Below are 17,576 nucleotides of genomic sequence, written 5' to 3'. Positions count from 1 at the left end.
CCTTCAGATGGGCCCGGAGAACCCCGAATGGGGGCACCGGAAGATCCACGGGGCGTTGGCTGGCCTCGGCCACCACGTCGGCCCCCTCGACGGTATGGCAGATTCTCAACGGAGCCGGGATCGATCCAGCACCGCGCAGGTCCGGGCCGACCTGACGACCGACCAGGCCTGCAAAATCATCGGGTGTGACTTCTTCACGGCGCATACCATCACGTTGAAGCGCCTGTCCGAGCTGGTATGCATCGAGTAGGGCACCCGACCGGGACATGGGTGGCTCAGCAGGCCCGGAACATGGCCATGGAACTGGATGCCCGAGTTGAGGCGCTGCGGTTCTTGGTCCGTGACCGGGACACCAAGTTCGCTACGGCCTTCGATGAGCTCTTCCGAGCCGACGGTCTGCGGATCATCAGGACCCCGCCCCAAGCGCCACGGGGGAACGGATCTGCGAGCGGGTCGTCGGAACCCTCCGCCGCGAAGTGCTCGACCGTACGCTTACCTTCAACGCGAGGCGTCTGTCCTAAATCCGTCCGAATACGCCGAGCACTATAACGATCATCGTCCATATCAGTCCCGCGGTCAGCGACCGCCCGCAGTCGAGACGACTGTCACGCGGCCGATCACCGGCCTGGCTGACCTCCGCTCCATCCGGCGGCGACCGGTCCTGGATGACTTGATCAACCAATATCACCGGGCTTCCTGAATCTGCAGGTTCACGATCCGAACCCTATTTTTCGAGCGGCGCAGCGGCGGTGAACCATGGCGCCAAGATCAACGCCCAAATATCGCCCATAGACGACTGAGGCTCTGCCCTCCAGAGATGGGGGATGGCCTCTGACCTGCACTTTCATGTGGTTGGGCGATGCTGGGATTGAACCAGTGACCTCTACCGTGTCAAAAAAGTAGCTCGAACACGCGGGCACCGGCGGCTATACGTGAAAGCGCAGGTCGGCGGTGTCGGTTGAGCGCAGGTGAACCACGTTCAGCGAGGCTCCGGGAAGTCGGCGTCGCCCAATCGGCGCCCAGACTGCGGGCACGTGATAGTGCCGCAGGTTCATCAACCGGGGGTCGGCCGCTCTGAGTGTGATGGGGGTTCAAGTCCGAGGCCGGAGTCAAACCAATTTCCCACCATCGTCATCCCTCTCGGGTATGTCCCTCTCGATGTCGCCTCGCTGGTCGACGGTCCGGGGGCGTGAGGGATCATGGCGAATCCTCAGTCCGGCTGGGCGGATCGGTCTATTCGGTGGACGACGACTCTCAGTGTGGTGGTGTTGGCTGGGATCGCGGCGGTGTTGTCGTATAAGCACATGTTTATCTTGGTCCGGCGGTATGGGGAGACGTCATGGACGTCGACCCTGTTGCCTGTTTCGGTGGACGGGATGATCGCGGCCTCGTCGATGACGTGGCTGGCCGACTCCCGGAATGGGCAGCGTAGCGGGCTGCTGCCTTGGAGCTTGCTGGTCATCGGGAGCGCGGCGAGCCTGGCGGCGAACGTGGCCGTCGCGGAGCCTTCGGCGGTTGGCCGGCTGATCGCCGCCTGGCCAAGCTGTGCTCTGATCGGCTCGTACGAGCTCTTGATGCGCCAGGTCAGGCACGCTGCTGCCCGGAAGACGCCACGTGCGCAGGTGCCTGATACGAGCCCCGCGGCGAACGAGGTCGGGTCATACGTGCCTCATACGAGGCTGACGAGCGAGGAGGCTCCTTCATTCGATGCTCATACGGCACCCGCCGATCTGGCCACAGCCTCATACGACGCTCAGACGGACAGCACCGAAGAGTTCATACGGGACATAGACGATGTCCATCCGCGTGATCCGGGGAAAGCGGACCGCGGCCGACGACCGCGACGTCCGGCATCTGAGCTGCAACACAGCGCATGGCGATGGGCGATCGCCAACCGTACGCCGGCTGGAGAACTTCCCTCCGGTAAAACGATCGCCGGACACTTCGGGCGCCGGGAACGCTGGGGTCGTCTCGTCAAGCAAGCCGGAACGACCGGCCGTCTGGACCCGGTGGCCGCACCGTGACGACCGAGGATTCCCAGATCATCACTACGGGTCCGGGGGTAGGAGTCTCAGGACATCTGTTCGTACCCGACGTCGCGGTCGAGAAGGCCTATGCTCACGACGGCGTCATCACCCACCCGGGGCGGACGGCCGACCTCGCGGCATGGCTTCCGCGCCGGGAATCGTCGCGCAGATGCTTGAGCAACTCGATGTGCAGCCGGGCCACCGCGTCCTGGAGATAGGGCGGGGACGGGCTATAACGTTGCGCCCCGCCCCTTTGAGCGCCGCCCCACCTGCCCGGCTCGCGGCGGCCCGCTCCAACGCGGACATCGCGGCCGAGTTGTTCATCTCGATCGGCACCGTCAAAACCCACGTCGCCAACATCCAGGCGAAGCTCGGCGTCGCCAACCGCGTCGGCATCGCCGCCTGGGCCTGGGAAACCGACCACACTCACCCCTGATCTCCCTTACGGGGCGCGGACGTCGTTCCGGGCAACGCCTGTCCGGCCTGGAGCCACGCGGCGCGCTCGTCGGCCTTCGTGGTCAGGAGAGCCACCACGCCCGTCGCGCCGTGCCGTTCGTCGTCGGTGAGGCCCCAGCCGTGGCCGCGTGCGAAGTCGCGCTGCGCGAAGTGGGGATCCGTACGTCCAGGATCGCGCAGGTAGGCGTCGTCGTGTACGCCGCCTCGCCGGCGGCTGCCCGGGCGCGGCGCCCAGCGCGCCATTTCGAGGCAGTAGTCCGGGTTCTGGCGCAGCATCTGCTCGGCGACCTCGGTCAGGGCACCGAGCGCGATCAGTGCTCGTGGATCCGCGACGACGCGGAGGGCGGCGTTCTCGTCGAGGGCACAGGTACGCAGCGCCTGCAACAACCCGGCCGGCAGGCCCTCGGGCCGGAAGCCGCCGCGATGGGTGCGGCGGCGCCGGATCTGGTCATACATCCGGTTCTTGTCCTCGCTGGGCGGCTGGGCCGGCCCCACCGTCACATCGGCGATCAGCCCGGGCCGCTCCGGGTCGGAGGCCATCCGTACCTGCGGGCCGCGGCCGGGGCGGCGGACCGCCAGGCGAAGCGTGCACGGCGCCGCGCAGCTGATCAGCATCTCCCGGCCGTCCGGGTCCGCCACGTTCAGCCGGCGCTCGGGATCGGCGTGCAGAGTCACCGTCGAGCCTCGCGTGCCGAACCACCAGGGCTGGGTGTTGTGCACCGACGGCGCCCACGCGGCGTCAACGAGGAAATGCGCGGTGTCCCGTTCAGATACCTCGTGGTCGCTGGAGGGGGCGACCCTGGCGGTCTCCGTCGGAGAGCCGAGCCGCCTCCTCGACCTGTGGGACGGAGCGGACCTCGCCGTCGTGGTCGACGCCGTACCGTCCACGGACGAACCCGGCCACGTCCACAAACCCGACGCCGTCGGCATGGTCGAGCCGGGCACGAGCAGCCACGATCTCGGCCTCGGCATCGCGACACGGCTTGGCGAGACTCTCGGCCGGATGCCCGTCGTGATGCGGATCTACCTCATCGGCGGCGTCGACTTCGGCTTCGGCACCGGCCTGAGCCCGCCGGTCGTACGGGCCGTGACCGACGTAGCCGACCGCATCACGACGCTCAGCCGCGAAGCTCTCCGCTAGCCTGAAAGGCGAGTATCGCAGGATGTCCGAGCGTTTACCGCGGTAGTGATCCGGCGATCAACCTGGCGTGGTCGGCCTTCCGCGTGAGGGATCGGCGATCGATCACCACATAGCGCGTCCCGGGGATTCGCCGTTGGCCGGCCCGCGCCGTCGGCGGCTGGGGGCTGAACATGGCCGGTAATGAGCCTCGGAGAGGCCACGATGACCGATCGGCCGCGCCGGGGGCTTCGGACCGGAGTCCGGACGGTTTCCGGAGTGGACTGACGCGCGGCGAGGAGGTCGTCGAGCCGGCGACGTGGGCGGGGTCAGTGCCGACCGCGGGCGGGGTGACTCCACGGATACGCCTCGGCCGCCGATGGTTCAACCTGCTGTGGCTGCTTCCGCTGGGCTTCGCGATCCTGCTCGCGTGTGTCGCCGCCGCCAAAGGGCTACGGAACATGCCGTCGGTGCAGCGGTTCATCGCCGCCTATCCGGGCACTGACTTGAGGGCGGACCGCGGCGATTATCTGGGCATTCCCGCATGGGCACGGTGGTCGCACTTTTTCAACCTGTTCTTGATGGTGTTCATCCTGCGGTCGGGTCTGCAGATTTTGAGCGATCACCCCAGGCTGTACTGGAGTCGGCACTGCACCCCCGGACGCGAATGGTTCCGCTTCCAAAAACCGGTCCCCGCCGAACCGCTGTGGACCGCCAAGCAGGACTCGATCAGCCTGCCCCGCCACGTCGGGCTCCCGGGGATCCGGCACTCGATCGGTCTGGCCCGCTGGTGGCACCTCGGCGTCAATCTGCTGTGGCTGCTCAACGGCTTGGTCTTTTACGTGCTGCTGTTCGCCACCCCGCAGTGGAAGCGCCTCGTCCCCACCAGCTGGACGGTGTTCCCGAACGCGGCGTCGGTGGCCATCCAGTACCTGTCATTGGACTGGCCGAAAGAGCACGGCTGGGTGGCCTACAACGGATTGCAACTGTTGGCCTACTTCGTCACGGTGTTCATCGCCGCGCCTCTGGCGTTGGTCACGGGGCTGGGCATGTCACCGGCGCTGTCGACCCGATTTCGGCGGATCAGCCGGGTGGCGAGCATCCAGACCGCGCGGTCGCTGCACTTCCTGGTCTTCTGCTGGTTCCTGCTGTTCATCGTGATCCATGTGAGCCTGGTCTTCTCGACCGGTCTGCTGACCAACCTCAATCGCATCGGCCCTGGCCGCGACGGCAACAGTTGGCTCGGCTTCTGGGTCTTCATCGGCTGGATGGGGGTGGTCATCGTCGGATGGGCCGTTGCGACACCGTTCACACTGCGCCATCCGCGCGTCGTTCAGCGCGCCGGGCGCATGCTCATCGGCGGTCTCCTGCGTTGGTTCGAACATGTGGATCTGCGTCCCGGCGAATACGGCGAAAAAGACATCTCGCCCTATTTCTGGCACAACGGCCGCTACCCTGACTCCACCGAGTACAGGATCCTGCAGGCGGGCGGATTCGCCGGCTACCGGCTGCGCGTCGGCGGCCTGGTCGCCCACCCTGTCGGCCTGTCCCTGGAGGAACTTCGCGCGTTGCCCGCCCATACCCAGATAACGCAGCACTTTTGCATCCAGGGATGGTCCGGCGTCGCCAAATGGACCGGCGTGTCCATGGCGACCATCTGCGACCTGGTCGAACCCGATCCCCGCGCGAAATGGGTGGTGTTCTACTCCCTGGGCGAAGGCGCCGACGGCGGCACCTACTACGACGCCCACCCCGTCGAACACATGCGTGGTCGGCTTACGATGCTCGCCTACGATATGAACGACCGGCCACTGTCGTTCGGCCACGGCGCGCCCCTGCGGCTGCGCAACGAGCTCGAACTCGGCTTCAAACAGGTCAAGTGGATCAAGGCGGTCGAGTTCGTCGCCGACTTCTCCGACATCGGTAGCGGCTATGGCGGCTACAACCAGGACCACGAGTTCTTCGGCTACCGACAGCCTCTGTGACCCGACTCATCGCACCCAGGTGCCGTGTCACTCGGGCGATCACGTCGGTGAACTCAGCCGCCGATGATGCGCGCCCGAATCCGAGAAGACGGCCAACCGCTCCCACGCCCGCCTCCGAGGGCCCGGCGAACGAGCGAACGCACAGCGCGCCGGCGCCGGGTGTGGACCTTCGGCCCTGTCCGGCCGCCTCTGCGTCGTCGAAGGTGGTGTTCGTGCCGTGTGGTGTCACCGAACGTGGCAGAGGGCCAGAGGGGGCTGAGATGGTTCGGGGCTGGGAGTTCTGGATCGATCGTGGTGGGACGTTCACCGATGTCGTGGGCAGGCGGCCCGATGGTGTCCTCATCACGCACAAGCTGCTTTCGGAGGATCCGGATCGGTACCGGGACCCGGCCGTTGCCGGGATCAGGCATGTGCTCGGCGCGCCGGCCCATGTCCCCGTTCGGGCCGGGCTGATCGAGTCCGTGCGCCTGGGCACGACGGTGGCCACGAACGCGTTGCTCGAGCGCAAGGGTGAGCCGACCGTGCTGGTGATCAGTGAGGGTTTCCGCGACGCGTTGCGGATCGCGTACCAGAGTCGTCCGCGCCTGTTCGATCGGCGGATCGTGCTTCCGGAACTGCTGTACTCCCGGGTGATCGAGGTGCGTGAGCGTGTCGGCGCACACGGGGAGGTGATCGTGCCTCTCAATGACGACGCGGTGACCTGCGACCTACGGGAGGCGTACGAGGCGGGCTTCCGCTCAGTCGCCGTCGTCTGTATGCACGGTTACCGGTATCACCGGCACGAGTCGCTCATCGGCGAGATCGCACGTGGGATCGGCTACACCCAGGTGTCGGAATCGCACCGGACCAGCCCGCTGATGAAGCTGGTGTCGCGCGGCGATACCACGGTCGTGGACGCCTACCTGTCCCCGATCCTCGACCGCTACGTCGAGCAGGTGTCGGAGGAACTCCCCGGCGTGCGGTTGATGTTCATGCAGTCCAGCGGCGGGCTCACCGACGCGCGTACTTTTCGTGGAAAGGATTCGATCCTGTCGGGCCCGGCGGGCGGCGTGGTCGGAATGGCCCGCACATCCGCCGCGGCGGGCCACCGCCGCGTCATCGGATTCGACATGGGCGGGACCTCCACCGACGTCTCCCGCTACGCGGGCGAGTTCGAACGCCGATACGAGACCGAGGTGGCCGGGGTCCGGATATGGGCCCCGATGCTCAGCATCCACACGGTCGCTGCGGGCGGCGGTTCCGTACTCCGCTTCGACGGCGGCCGTTACCAGGTCGGCCCCGATTCCGCCGGGGCCCATCCCGGACCGGCGTCATACCGCCGGGGTGGTCCACTGACCGTCACCGATGCCAATGTCATGCTCGGCAGGATCCAACCGGAGCATTTTCCGCACGTCTTCGGATCGGCCGGGGATCAGCCGCTCGACGCCGAGGTCGTGCGGGAGCGCTTCGCCGCGTTGGCGACGCGGATCGGCGACGGTCGTACGCCCGAGCAGGTGGCGGCCGGTTTCCTGGAGATCGCGGTGGCGAACATGGCTAACGCGATCAAAAAGGTCTCCGTTCAGCGCGGCTATGACGTCACCCGATACGTGCTCGCGACGTTCGGCGGGGCGGGCGGCCAGCACGCCTGTGCGGTCGCCGACGCGCTCGGCATGACGCAGGTGCTCATCCACCCGCTCGCCGGTGTGCTCTCGGCCTACGGCATGGGGCTGGCCGACGTGACGGCGATGCGCGAGTCGGCGGTCGAGCGGGCGCTGGACGCGGACGTCCTGCCGGAAGTGGCCGGGATCCTCGGAAAGCTCGAGGCGGAGGCCACGGCCGAGCTTCAGAACGAGGGAGTGGTGGACGATCGGATCCGCTCGGTGCGTCGTGTGCACCTACGGTACGCGGGCACCGACACCGCCCTCGTAGTATCGTCCGGCACGATACCCGCGATGGTCCACGAGTTCGAGGAACGCTATCGGCAGCGCTTCTCCTTCCTCATGCCGGACCGGCCGATCGTCGTGGAGGCGGCGTCGGTCGAGGTCATAGGTGAATCCCATGGGGCGGCGGCCGCGGCGGCGAGACGGCGCGGGCGGCACGGCGTTACGGCGTCCGCACGAGTCCCGGTGTATGTCGCGGGTTCGTGGTCCGAGGCCGATCTCCGCCACCGGGAGCACCTTCGCCCAGGAGACACCATCAAGGGACCGGCGATCATCGCGGAGGCCAACGCGACGACCGTCGTGGACGCCGGTTGGCTGGCCGTGGTGGACGAGCTGGACAACTTGGCGCTCACCCGTGTCGAGGCCCGTCCCGCGCGGCGGGCGGTTGGGACCGACGTCGATCCCGTCATGCTGGAGATCTTCAACAACCTGTTCATGTCCATCGCCGAGCAGATGGGCGTGCGCCTGCGGAGCACGGCGCATTCGGTCAACATCAAAGAACGCCTGGATTTCTCCTGCGCGTTGTTCGACCCTGCGGGCAACCTCATCGCCAATGCGCCGCACATCCCCGTGCACCTCGGCTCGATGGGCGAGAGCATCAAGGAGGTCGTCAAGCGTCGTGCGGGCCGGATGAGACCCGGCGACGTGTATGTCCTCAACGATCCGTACCACGGCGGCACCCACCTTCCCGACATCACCGTCGTCACCCCGGTCTTCGGCGAGCGGGCGGGCGATGAAGGCGGACCGCTCGCGGGACCGGGGGAGATTCTCTTTTTCGTCGGTTCCCGCGGTCACCACGCCGAGATCGGCGGGATCACCCCCGGATCGATGCCGGCGTTCAGTACCCGGATCGAGCAGGAAGGCGTCCTCATCGACGACTGGCTTCTCGTGGACAACGCGGCGGCCGACGCACGAGGGGAGGGCGGCCGGTTCAGGGAATCCGAGACGATCGATCTGCTGCGCTCCGGGGCTCATCCCTCCCGCAACCCGCTCGACAACATCGCCGACTTGCGCGCTCAGATAGCCGCCAACGAGAAGGGCGTCCAGGAACTGTGCGCCATGGTCGGGTACTTCGGCCTCGACGTCGTCCATGCCTACATGCGTCACGTGCGGGAGAACGCGGAAGAGTCCGTGCGCCGGGTGATCTCCGTATTGCGGGATGGCTCGTACACCTATGAGCTCGACAACGGTGCGATCATCAAAGTCGCCGTCCGCGTGGACCGCGTCGCCCGGACGGCGGAGATCGATTTCGCCGGCACCTCGCGACAGTCGGCGGACAACTTCAACGCCCCTTCTTCGGTCGTCATGGCCGCGGTGCTCTATGTGTTCCGGACCCTGGTGGCCGAGGACATCCCGCTGAACGCCGGCTGTCTCATGCCGATCCATGTGAAGATCCCGCCCGGTACGTTGCTCTCCCCGGAGTACCCGGCCGCCGTGGCCGCGGGCAACGTGGAGACCTCACAGGCGGTCACCGGGGCGCTGTACGCCGCGCTCGATGTCATGGCCGAGGGCTGCGGAACGATGAACAACGTCACGTTCGGCGACGACCGTCACCAGTACTACGAGACGGTGGCCGGCGGCTCCGGTGCCGGCGACGGTTTCGATGGCACCTCCGTCGTGCAGACGCACATGACCAACTCCCGGCTCACCGATCCCGAGGTCCTGGAATGGCGCTACCCCGTGCGTCTGGAGAGCTTCGAGATCCGCCATGGCAGCGGCGGTGCCGGGCGCTGGCGAGGTGGAGACGGCGGCAGGCGCCGGATCCGTTTCCTGCGGCCCATGACCGTGACCACGCTCAGCAGTCACCGGCGTATCCGTCCATACGGCATGGCCGACGGCGGACCCGGCGAAGTCGGCCGGCAATGGGTGGAACATGTTGACGGCTCCATGACCGGCATGCGCGGGTGTGACTCGCTGCCGGTCGCTGCCGGGGACGTCTTCGTCATCGAGACGCCGGGCGGTGGTGGCTATGGCCGTCCGAACCCACCGCGGTGAACCGGCGACTGGGACAGTGTCACGTTCCCCTGGCCGGTTGGGGCATTGGCGCGAGATGGTCGATGAACCATTCCCGTGCGAACCCGGCGGCCGCCTCAAGGGCCCCTGGCTCTTCGAATAGATGTGTGGCGTCCGGGACGACCGCGAGCCGGTTCTCGCCGCGCAGCCGGGCCTGGGCCTGGCGGTTGAGGGTGAGCACGACCTGGTCGAGATCACCGACGATGAGCAGGACAGGTGCGGTGACGCCGGTGAGGCGGGGGATGGCCAGGTCGGGCCGGCCGCCGCAGGATACGACGGCGGGGACGTCTGCGTCCGGTTCGGCGGCGGCCCACAGTGCGGCGGCGGCACCGGTTTCGGTGCCGAGGTAGCCGATGGGCAGCCCGCCCATCTTAGGCCTCTCACGCATTACGCCGGTGGCGCCGGCCAGGCGGCGGGCCAGCAACTCGATGTCGAACACATTGGACCGGTCGACCTCCTCCTGGACGCTGAGCAGGTCCAACAGCACCGTGCCGAGACCGGATCGGTTCAGTGCCGTGGCGATGAGGCGGTTACGTGGGCTGTGCCGGCTGCTGCCGCCGGCAAGGGCCAACACGACGAACCCGCAAGCACCCTCGGGCACGGTCAGGCGGCCCGCCAGCCGTACCCGTCCGGCGCGCACCTCGACCTCCTCCTCGCGTGTCGGCAGGACCACGCCCGTTGCGCGCGTGGACGGGACGCGCTCGGTCGTCTGCCGCAGGCAGTCCGCCACCGCCCCGTCGGAGACGGGGGCGAAGTCGGCGTACCATTGCCCGATCGCGGCGAATGTCGCGGGTGTCTGCAGGCAGACCAGCTCATCCGCATCCTGTTCCAGCATCGCAATGGGGTGCGGCGATGCAACAGGTATCGCGAGCACCAAACGTGCCCCGCCTTGCGCGCGCACGACCTGGCAGGCCGCCCGGGCCGTCGAGCCGGTGGCGACGCCGTCGTCCACCACGATCACGGTCCGCCCGCACAGCGGCAACCGAGCCCGGCCGCCGCGATAACGTCGTGCGCGGCGTTCCAGCTCGACGCGTTCGCGTGCCTCGACCGCCGCCAGTTCATTGGCGGACACCGCCGCCACGCGCACGATCTCCTCGTTGATGATCCGTACGCCGTCCTGACCTATCGCGCCCATCCCGAGTTCCGGTTGGAACGGCAGGCGCAGTCTGCGGACCACGATCACGTCCAGCGGTGCGCCGAGCGCCCGAGCCACCTCGGCCGCGACCGGCACCCCTCCCCGCGGAAGGCCCACCACGACCACGTTCTCGCTCCGCAGATGCCGCAGGCGATCAGCCAGACGCCGCCCGGCATCGCTTCGATCAGCGAACGCCATGGCCACAGACTCGGTCGGCAGAGCCGAACACGGCCAGAGGCGATGGTCCCCGTGCTCGGAGACGTTCATCTCCTCCTCGCGTGTGGGGGTTTAGCCAGAGTCCGTCATGATTCGTGAGTTACACGCATCCCGCCCGTGGTGTGAAGGTTGCTGTCCGTGGCTCGCCGTACGACCACCAAGGGCCCTCTCGTGCGATGCAGTACGGCGTGGCTGACCGAACCCACCCGCAGGCCGGGGAACCCGCCGCGGCCCCTGGCTCCCACGACCAGCAGTTCCGCAGCACCGGAGGCCTCGATCAGGACATCGGCGGGCGCGCCTTCGACGACCTGTTCGAGTACTGGTATGTCGGGATACTTGCTTCTCCATCCCGCCAGGGACTCCGAAAGCAGCCGGGTGCCTTCCCGTTCGACCGCGGCGGCGTCGTAGCGGATCGGGCGCATCTCCGGTGGGTAGGCGGGATGGGCCCAGGCATGAATCGCCCGCAGTCCCACGGCGCGCAAGGACGCCTCCTCCAACGCGAAGCCCAGGGCGTCGATGGAGCCCGCGGAGCCGTCGACACCGACGACGATCTCGGCTTGCCGTGGCCGGGTGTCGGTGTCGTGCGGCACGATGACGACCGGGCACGGGGCGTGTTCGGCCGCCTGGCGGCTCACCGAGCCGAGCAACAGTCGGGTGAAGCCTCCGGTCCCGTGTGGCCCCAGCACCAACAGGGCGGCGTCTTCGGCTTCCTGGAGCAATGTAAGGGGGATGGGTCCGATACCGAGCCGGCAATCGACCCGCAGGGATGCGAAGGTCCGGGCCCGTTCTTCGGCGATATGCAGGACCTGTAGCCCTGCGGCCTCCGGCCGTGGCGCCTCCATTTCGGACTCGGCCGGCGCCTCGACGTTGTACTCCCAGCGGACCGCGACGTGCACGATCCGCAACGGCAGCCGTCTTCGTCCGGCCTCGGCGGCGGCCCAGTCCACGGCATTCAGCGCCGCCGCGGAGCCGTCCACACCGACCACAACGGGTTTGCTCACGGCACCTGACCTTCCGTAGTGGCCGGCCGGACGATGAGCAGGGGGCACGGCGTGTGATGGATCAGCGCCTGGCTGGTCGAGCCCAGCAGCATCCCGGTGAACCCCCCGTGGCCCCGGCTTCCCACCACCAGCAGTTGCGCGTCGGCGGCCAGTTCGAGCAGTCGCTTCGCCGCCCGTCCTCCGGTGACAACGCGCCGTACGGTGACGTCGGGGTACTTCTCCTGCCATCCGGCCAGCCGTTCCGCGAGCACTTCCTGCTCCCTCGTCTCGATGTCCTCCCAGTCGATGAAGTACTGGCGAGCGGAGGCGTACGCGATGTCGGAGGGGTACTCGACCCACGTGTGCAGCACCACCAGGTCGGCGCCGCGCGTCGCCGCCTCTTCAAAGGCCGTCGCGAGCGCCGCCTCACTGGTCGGGGAGCCGTCCACGCCGACCACGACCGGTCCATGCGACGGTGGCGTTCCTTCGGCGCCCGTGCCGCGGATCACTGCTACGGGGCAGTGACCGTGGGCGACCAGGGCGACGGCGGTGGAACCGGTGAGGAGGCCGCGGAAACCACCCGACCCTCTCGCGCCCAGGACCATCAGGTCGGCGTCGTGGGAAATGCCGATCAGCGCCCGTACGACATTGTCGACCCGCAGGATGGTATCGATGTCCAGTTCGGGGTGATCTCGGCGGATCTCGGTCTTGGTCTCGGCCAGTTGCCGCCGGCCTTCCGCCTCCATCTCCGTGAAAAAGTCACGGGGCGCCGGGAACTGGGCGGCGACTGACGAGACGTCGACGACCTGGATCAGCCGCAGCGGTACCTGCCGGCGTACGGCCTCGTCGGCTGCCCAGCGTGCCGCCTGCAGGGCCGGAGCCGAACCGTCCACACCCGCGACGACCGTTCTCCCGGTGCTGTTCTCGGCCATGAGGAATTGCCTTTCGCCGTATCCGGTAGCCATGCGCCCACTGTTTCGCCTGGGAACCCGGGCGGACAGTGCCGAAGGTCCCGTCTCGGCCAGGACCCGACCTCGTCGCCACAGAAGTGCGTGGTCACTTGAGGATCGGAAGGTGGCGGACCAGGGCCGTATGTCCCCACGGCCGTCCGAGCCCGAGGGTGTCGCCAGCCTCGACCAGGGCCAACCCGATGATCACCAGCGCGAAGATGAGCCGGTAGTCCATGAAGACGTTGTTCTCGGGCGGGAGCACCGTGCTCCACATCATGACGCACAAGATGGTCCCGGCGACTGCGGCGATCCGCATGCCGATGCCGAGGATCAGCGCGATGCCCAGCCCGGCGAGTGCGAGCATGAACAGCCAGTCGGCCCACGCCGTCCCGGCGATGCCGTTGTAGAAGCCCTTGAGCGGGCCCTTCGCGGCGTGCTTCAAGAACCCGTAGGTGGGATGGCCTCCGTTGATCCACGCTTGCTTGCTCGTGGTCTCGTGGCCGAGCCCGAAGAGCTTGTCGAGGAAGGCCCACAGAAAGATCCAGCCGAGCGAGAGGCGGACGAGTGCCCACACGTAGTCGGCGGCTGCCGCCCTCATCGACGTTCGCCGGCTTGGCGCGTGCGCCCGCGGCGTGCGTGGAACGCGGCTCTCGTGATCAGTGCCGGACACTCGTCCCCCGTTCCGCTCTTCGGGAGCCTGATCATGGTCCTCCGTCAGCGCATCGCATCCTTGGCTTGCTGGAAGTCCTTGGCGTGGCCGGCTTCGTCGCTGGCGTTGTGGGTGAAGAAGCGCGCGGCTTCGGTGTCGCCTGCGGCCTTGGCGCGTTCGGCGAACCTGGGATACATCGTGGTCGACTCGTAGCGTTCACCGGCGATGGCCTTCGTCAGGTTCTGGTGGGTGGTGCCGACGAGTCCGGCCAGGTCTGCTTCTTCGGCGAAGTGTTCCTGGCGCTCCACGTCGGCGTTCCTCGTGAACAGGCGTCCGACGTCGGCGTTGCCTTCCTTGTTGGCGTGCTTACCCCACAGGGTGTACTTGGCGTATGCGGTCGCCTCGCCGTGCATCGCGGTGTCGAGGTTGGTCTTGGTCTGTTCGGAGCCGACCTTGGGTGTCCCGGCCGGGACCTGGACCGGATGCACCTGCGGTGCGGTGGGAACGGTTCCGCGGCCGGTCTGGACGACGCCGAGCGCGGTGCGGAACGCGTCACGGTGACTGGCCTCGTCGTGGGCGATCTCGGAGAAGCGGTCGGCGGCGTTGTCGTCGCCGGCGCTCCTGGCCTGCTGGGCGAAGCGGGGATACATGGTCACGGCCTCATAGGCCTCCCCGGAGATGGCCGATCGCAGGTTGGCCGCGTTGTCACCGACGGTGCCGCTCAGGTCGGCGGCCTTGGTGAAGTGTTCGTTCAGCTCGATGTTGGCGGCACGTTCGAACAGGTCGGCCACTGATGACAGTCCCTCCCGCCGGGCCTGTTCGGCGTACAGGCGGTAGGAGACATTGGCGAACGCCTCTCCGCGCATCGCCGTCGCGAGGTCGGCGCGAGTCTGCGGGCCGGGCGGACGGGCCGATGCCATGGCGGCAGTGGTGGTATCGGTGGGAGCGGCGATGGCCGCAGTGGCGAGAGCGCCGTAGGTTGGAGCGCTCAGTGCGATCGTGGCCGCGCTGCCCAGCAGCGCGCGTACGGCAAGACGCATCATGTTCACCTCAGCTGGGATACGAAGTGCCCGCGGCGCTAACCCACGGACCCGGTCGGCCATGGCGTCCAGGACTGCCCTCGTCACTAGGCGAAATGGCCTCTTGTTGCCATGGTCGAAAGTCGACGGGGGGCCGCTACAGGGGCCCTCGTCCCATTCCCGTGAGGACCTTTGGTTCTCCCGTTCCTGATTCCGTCGGCTCGTTGGGTGACACCAGGCACACCGGTGGCAAAAGGCCGAGCGTGGAACCTAACTCACCGGTGATCAGATCTCTGTGGGCGCGTGTCCGCCCGCCTGCGCGGTGACGGCGTGGGTCCCGGCTGTTGGTGGTGAGGGCCGTCCGGGGTGAACGAGGCGGTCGAGGCGTACCGCGGCGTAGCCGAGGACGGAGAGAGCCAGCGTGATCGCCAGGTCGGCGGCGGTGAGTGGCTGGGTGCCGAGGAGTTCACGCAGCGGCGGAAGGTACAGGCCGGCGAGCTGCAGTGCGAGGGCGGAGGCGACCGCGGCAAGGAACAACGGGTTGGCCCAGGATCCTGGTCGGGATCGGGAGCCGAGAGCGACCCCGAGCTGGGCGGCGCCGAGGGCGAAGAACGCCATGCTCTGCCACGGCCGGCCGGTGTGGTGTGCCCAGACGGCCGCTCCGAGGGTGACGGTGGTGAGGACGACGGCGATCCGGAGGACTCGCTGCCACAGGCCGGCGCCCATGATGCTCTGGGCGGGAGGTCGGGGTGGCCGGTCCATGGCGCCGGGTTCGGCGGGTTCGCCGCCGAGGGCGACGCCCGGCAGGCCGTGGGTGAGCAGGTTGATCCACAGGATCTGGGCGGGCAGCAGCGGCAGAGCGAGGCCGAAGAGGGGACCGAGGAGCATGACGGCGATCTCGGCGGCCCCGCCGGACAGCGCGTAGATGAGGAAACGGCGGATGTTGGCGTACACGCGACGGCCCTCGTCCACGGCCGCGACCACGGTGCCGAGATGGTCGTCGGCCAGGACCAGGTCGGCGGCTTGACGGGCGACTTCGGTACCACGCCGGCCCATGGCCACGCCGACGTCGGAGCGGCGCAGTGCCGGTCCGTCGTTGACGCCGTCTCCGGTCATCGCGACCACCTCACCGTGGTCGCGCAGGGCCGTGATGATCTCGAGCTTCTGGCCGGGAGTGGCACGGGCGAACACGGTGGCGCTGGTGAGGTCTACCTCCCGGAGGCCGCGACAGTCGACGACCAGGTCTCCGGCGTGCATGACGCCCAGTTCGGTGGCGATGGCGCGGGCGGTGCCGGGGTGGTCGCCGGTAATGAGGATCGGGCGGATCCCAGCGTGGCGGCAGGCGGTGATGGTGGCGGCCGCAGCCGTACGGGGCGGGTCGAGGATCGCGATCAACCCGAGGAGGTGCAGGCCCTTCTCCAGATTTTCCTCGGAGCCCGGTGGCGTCGGTCGTTCGGTCTGGGCCACCGCGAGTACGCGGTAGGCGGCCTGGGCCAGGCGGTCCGCGTGGTCGGCGGCCCCGGCGAGCAGGTCCGGGTCGTCGGCCAGGACCGCGGGGTTCAGCATCGCTTCAGGAGCGCCCTTGCACACCACCTGGAAGCCGCCGTCGGGGAGCCGGTGCACGGTGGTCATGCGCTTACGGTCGCTGTCGAAGGGACGTTCTGCGCAGCGGGGGAACCGCGCGTGGAGTTCGCCGCGGTCGATATCGAGTTTCGCCGCCGCGGCCAGGAGGGCGGCTTCGGTCGGATCGCCCAGCGCGGCCCACTCTCCGCCGGCCGTGGCGGGCGGGGCCAGCCGGGCGTCGTTGCACAGCGCGGCGGCGGTGAGCAGGGCAGTCATCCCGTACGGCTCAGGCCCGTGGAGTTCCTCGTCGCCGAGGCGGATCGCGCCGACGGGCGCGTACCCGGAGCCGGTGACGGCCGCTTCGCCTGCAGGTGTCCAGATCCGGCGTACGACCATCCGGCCCTCGGTGAGGGTGCCGGTCTTGTCGGTGGCGAGCGCGGTGACCGACCCGAGCGTCTCGACGGCCGGCAGCCGGCGGATCAGGGCACTGCGTGAGGCCATCCGGCGGGCGCCCAGCGCGAGTCCGAGCGTGACAACGGCAGGAAGCGATTCGGGGACCGCCGCGACCACCAGGCTGATCGCGGTCACGACCATGAGTTCCCCGGGCAGGCCCCGGACGAGCCCGTCGGCCAGGACGACCGCGCACAGCGCCACGGTGACGCCCGCGAGCAGGCGGCCGATACCGATCAGGTGCCGCTGCAACGGCGTGAGGCTCGGGCACTCGGAGAGCATGGCCGCGATCTGCCCGGTCGTGCTCGCCTTCCCGGTCGCGGTGACGACGGCGCGACCGCGGCCCTTGACCAGCGCTGTGCCCGCCGACACCGAGGTGTTATCGGGGACGCTTTCCCAGGCCGCGATCTGTAGGACGGGGGTCTTGCCCACCGGTAGCGATTCGCCGGTCACGGCGGACTCGTCCACCAGCATCGACGCCGCCTCTGTCACGGTCGCGTCGGCCGGGACGATGTCGCCTTCGGCCAGCACCAGCACGTCCCCGACGACGACCTCGGCCGCCGGAATCTGGCGCTGAATCCCGTCGCGGAGCACTCGTGCGGACGACGCGGTCAGGCCGGATAGGGCACTGATCGCGCGGTCGGCGCGAATCTCCTGGCTCACCCCGACCGTGGTGTTCACCGCGATGACCAGGACGATCACGGTCATGTCGGTCCAGTCGCCGGTGGCGAGGGTCAGCGCAGCCGCCACCAGCAGCACCACGATCAGCGGGTCGCGTAGTTGAGCACCGACCCGGCGCCACAAGGGCACCGGAGGCCGTTGCGGCAGAATGTTCAGCCCGTCCCGCACCAGCCGCGCGGCGGCTTCGCCCGATGACAGCCCGGTCGAGGGTCCTTTCGCTGTTGCCCCGCGTTCGATCAATCGCTGTCCTCACAGGTGGTCGTGTCTCCGCGTGAAGGTCAAGGGATTTGGCTCCAATAGTGGAAAAGGGCCGATACCTTTGACAGGGGCGAAGGTCCCGCCGTAACGGGCCCGGCTTCGGTCTCACGCGCGCCGACCTGCTGACCGAGGCGCAGCCCGAAATCGGCAGGCATGGA

13 protein-coding genes are annotated in these 17,576 nt (G+C 68.3%); 6 read left to right on the top strand and 7 right to left on the bottom strand.

The genetic code is table 11. The features are described 5' to 3' along the window. Positions 1-7 precede the first annotated feature (7 nt). The 3 genes from ABEA10_RS32800 to ABEA10_RS32790 all read left to right on the top strand — a co-directional run bounded on the left by ABEA10_RS32800 (position 8) and on the right by ABEA10_RS32790 (position 2,463). Positions 8-250 (top strand): hypothetical protein, encoded by a 243-nt coding sequence (locus ABEA10_RS32800; RefSeq protein WP_345470563.1) that lies wholly within the window; start codon positions 8-10, stop codon positions 248-250. A 949-nt stretch (positions 251-1,199) separates the two neighbouring features. After that, complete coding sequence (locus ABEA10_RS32795) at positions 1,200-2,024, top strand: DUF2637 domain-containing protein (protein WP_345470561.1); 825 nt, start codon at positions 1,200-1,202, stop codon at positions 2,022-2,024. A 172-nt stretch (positions 2,025-2,196) separates the two neighbouring features. Further along, complete coding sequence (locus ABEA10_RS32790; protein WP_345470559.1) at positions 2,197-2,463, top strand: response regulator transcription factor; 267 nt, start codon at positions 2,197-2,199, stop codon at positions 2,461-2,463. Here the strand turns inward: ABEA10_RS32790 and ABEA10_RS32785 are convergent. After that, a complete protein-coding gene (locus tag ABEA10_RS32785) occupies positions 2,454-3,203 on the bottom strand; it encodes a hypothetical protein (protein ID WP_345470558.1) in 750 nt (249 codons plus the stop codon). The two genes, ABEA10_RS32790 and ABEA10_RS32785, sit on opposite strands and share 10 nt — an antisense overlap. 37 nt (positions 3,204-3,240) lie before the next feature. Between ABEA10_RS32785 and ABEA10_RS32780 the strand changes: the two genes are divergently transcribed. From ABEA10_RS32780 to ABEA10_RS32770, 3 genes are all read left to right on the top strand, one after another. Beyond that, the gene (locus ABEA10_RS32780) at positions 3,241-3,624 is read left to right on the top strand and encodes a hydrogenase maturation protease (RefSeq protein ID WP_345470557.1); all 384 of its coding nucleotides are present in this window, start codon (positions 3,241-3,243) and stop codon (positions 3,622-3,624) included. A 308-nt stretch (positions 3,625-3,932) separates the two neighbouring features. Beyond that, entirely contained in the window at positions 3,933-5,585 is a 1,653-nt protein-coding gene (locus ABEA10_RS32775) for a molybdopterin-dependent oxidoreductase (protein ID WP_345470556.1), read from the top strand. A gap of 260 nt (positions 5,586-5,845) precedes the next feature. Further along, on the top strand, positions 5,846-9,499 hold the full coding sequence (locus ABEA10_RS32770) for a hydantoinase B/oxoprolinase family protein (protein ID WP_345470554.1): 3,654 nt from the start codon (positions 5,846-5,848) through the stop codon (positions 9,497-9,499). A 19-nt stretch (positions 9,500-9,518) separates the two neighbouring features. On the opposite strand, the gene ABEA10_RS32765 is transcribed toward ABEA10_RS32770, so the two are convergent. The 6 genes from ABEA10_RS32765 to ABEA10_RS32740 all read right to left on the bottom strand — a co-directional run bounded on the left by ABEA10_RS32765 (position 9,519) and on the right by ABEA10_RS32740 (position 17,400). Beyond that, positions 9,519-10,919 (bottom strand): phosphoribosyltransferase family protein, encoded by a 1,401-nt coding sequence (locus ABEA10_RS32765; protein ID WP_345470552.1) that lies wholly within the window; start codon positions 10,917-10,919, stop codon positions 9,519-9,521. Between the two features lie 35 nt (positions 10,920-10,954). Then, positions 10,955-11,869, bottom strand: a complete 915-nt coding sequence (locus tag ABEA10_RS32760) for a universal stress protein (protein ID WP_345470550.1) — start codon at positions 11,867-11,869, stop codon at positions 10,955-10,957. After that, complete coding sequence (locus ABEA10_RS32755) at positions 11,866-12,780, bottom strand: universal stress protein (RefSeq protein WP_345470548.1); 915 nt, start codon at positions 12,778-12,780, stop codon at positions 11,866-11,868. The genes ABEA10_RS32760 and ABEA10_RS32755 overlap by 4 nt, the downstream gene beginning before the upstream one ends. A 124-nt stretch (positions 12,781-12,904) precedes the next feature. Beyond that, a complete protein-coding gene (locus ABEA10_RS32750) occupies positions 12,905-13,396 on the bottom strand; it encodes a DoxX family membrane protein (protein ID WP_345470546.1) in 492 nt (163 codons plus the stop codon). 116 nt (positions 13,397-13,512) lie between these two features. Continuing rightward, on the bottom strand, positions 13,513-14,490 hold the full coding sequence (locus ABEA10_RS32745; protein ID WP_345470544.1) for a ferritin family protein: 978 nt from the start codon (positions 14,488-14,490) through the stop codon (positions 13,513-13,515). Between the two features lie 261 nt (positions 14,491-14,751). Further along, positions 14,752-17,400 carry a cation-translocating P-type ATPase gene (locus ABEA10_RS32740; protein ID WP_345470542.1) on the bottom strand — a complete coding sequence of 883 codons (2,649 nt, stop codon included), beginning with the start codon at positions 17,398-17,400 and terminating at the stop codon, positions 14,752-14,754. Positions 17,401-17,576 lie beyond the last annotated feature (176 nt).

The sequence above is a fragment of the Actinoallomurus oryzae genome, from assembly GCF_039541955.1.
GTDB classification, from domain to species: domain Bacteria; phylum Actinomycetota; class Actinomycetes; order Streptosporangiales; family Streptosporangiaceae; genus Actinoallomurus; species Actinoallomurus oryzae.
This window is presented reverse-complemented; position numbering and strand designations above follow the sequence as displayed.

What these genes read in the sequence shown, in the direction of transcription:
- ABEA10_RS32765 (WP_345470552.1), bottom strand. Translation starts at nt 10,919, where the DNA reads ATGAACGTCTCCGAGCACGGGGACCATCGCCTCTGGCCGTGTTCGGCT.
- ABEA10_RS32770 (WP_345470554.1), top strand. Translation starts at nt 5,846, where the DNA reads ATGGTTCGGGGCTGGGAGTTCTGGATCGATCGTGGTGGGACGTTCACC.
- ABEA10_RS32790 (WP_345470559.1), top strand. Translation starts at nt 2,197, where the DNA reads ATGCTTGAGCAACTCGATGTGCAGCCGGGCCACCGCGTCCTGGAGATA.
- ABEA10_RS32755 (WP_345470548.1), bottom strand. Translation starts at nt 12,780, where the DNA reads ATGGCCGAGAACAGCACCGGGAGAACGGTCGTCGCGGGTGTGGACGGT.
- ABEA10_RS32750 (WP_345470546.1), bottom strand. Translation starts at nt 13,396, where the DNA reads ATGAGGGCGGCAGCCGCCGACTACGTGTGGGCACTCGTCCGCCTCTCG.
- ABEA10_RS32800 (WP_345470563.1), top strand. Translation starts at nt 8, where the DNA reads ATGGGCCCGGAGAACCCCGAATGGGGGCACCGGAAGATCCACGGGGCG.
- ABEA10_RS32795 (WP_345470561.1), top strand. Translation starts at nt 1,200, where the DNA reads ATGGCGAATCCTCAGTCCGGCTGGGCGGATCGGTCTATTCGGTGGACG.
- ABEA10_RS32745 (WP_345470544.1), bottom strand. Translation starts at nt 14,490, where the DNA reads ATGATGCGTCTTGCCGTACGCGCGCTGCTGGGCAGCGCGGCCACGATC.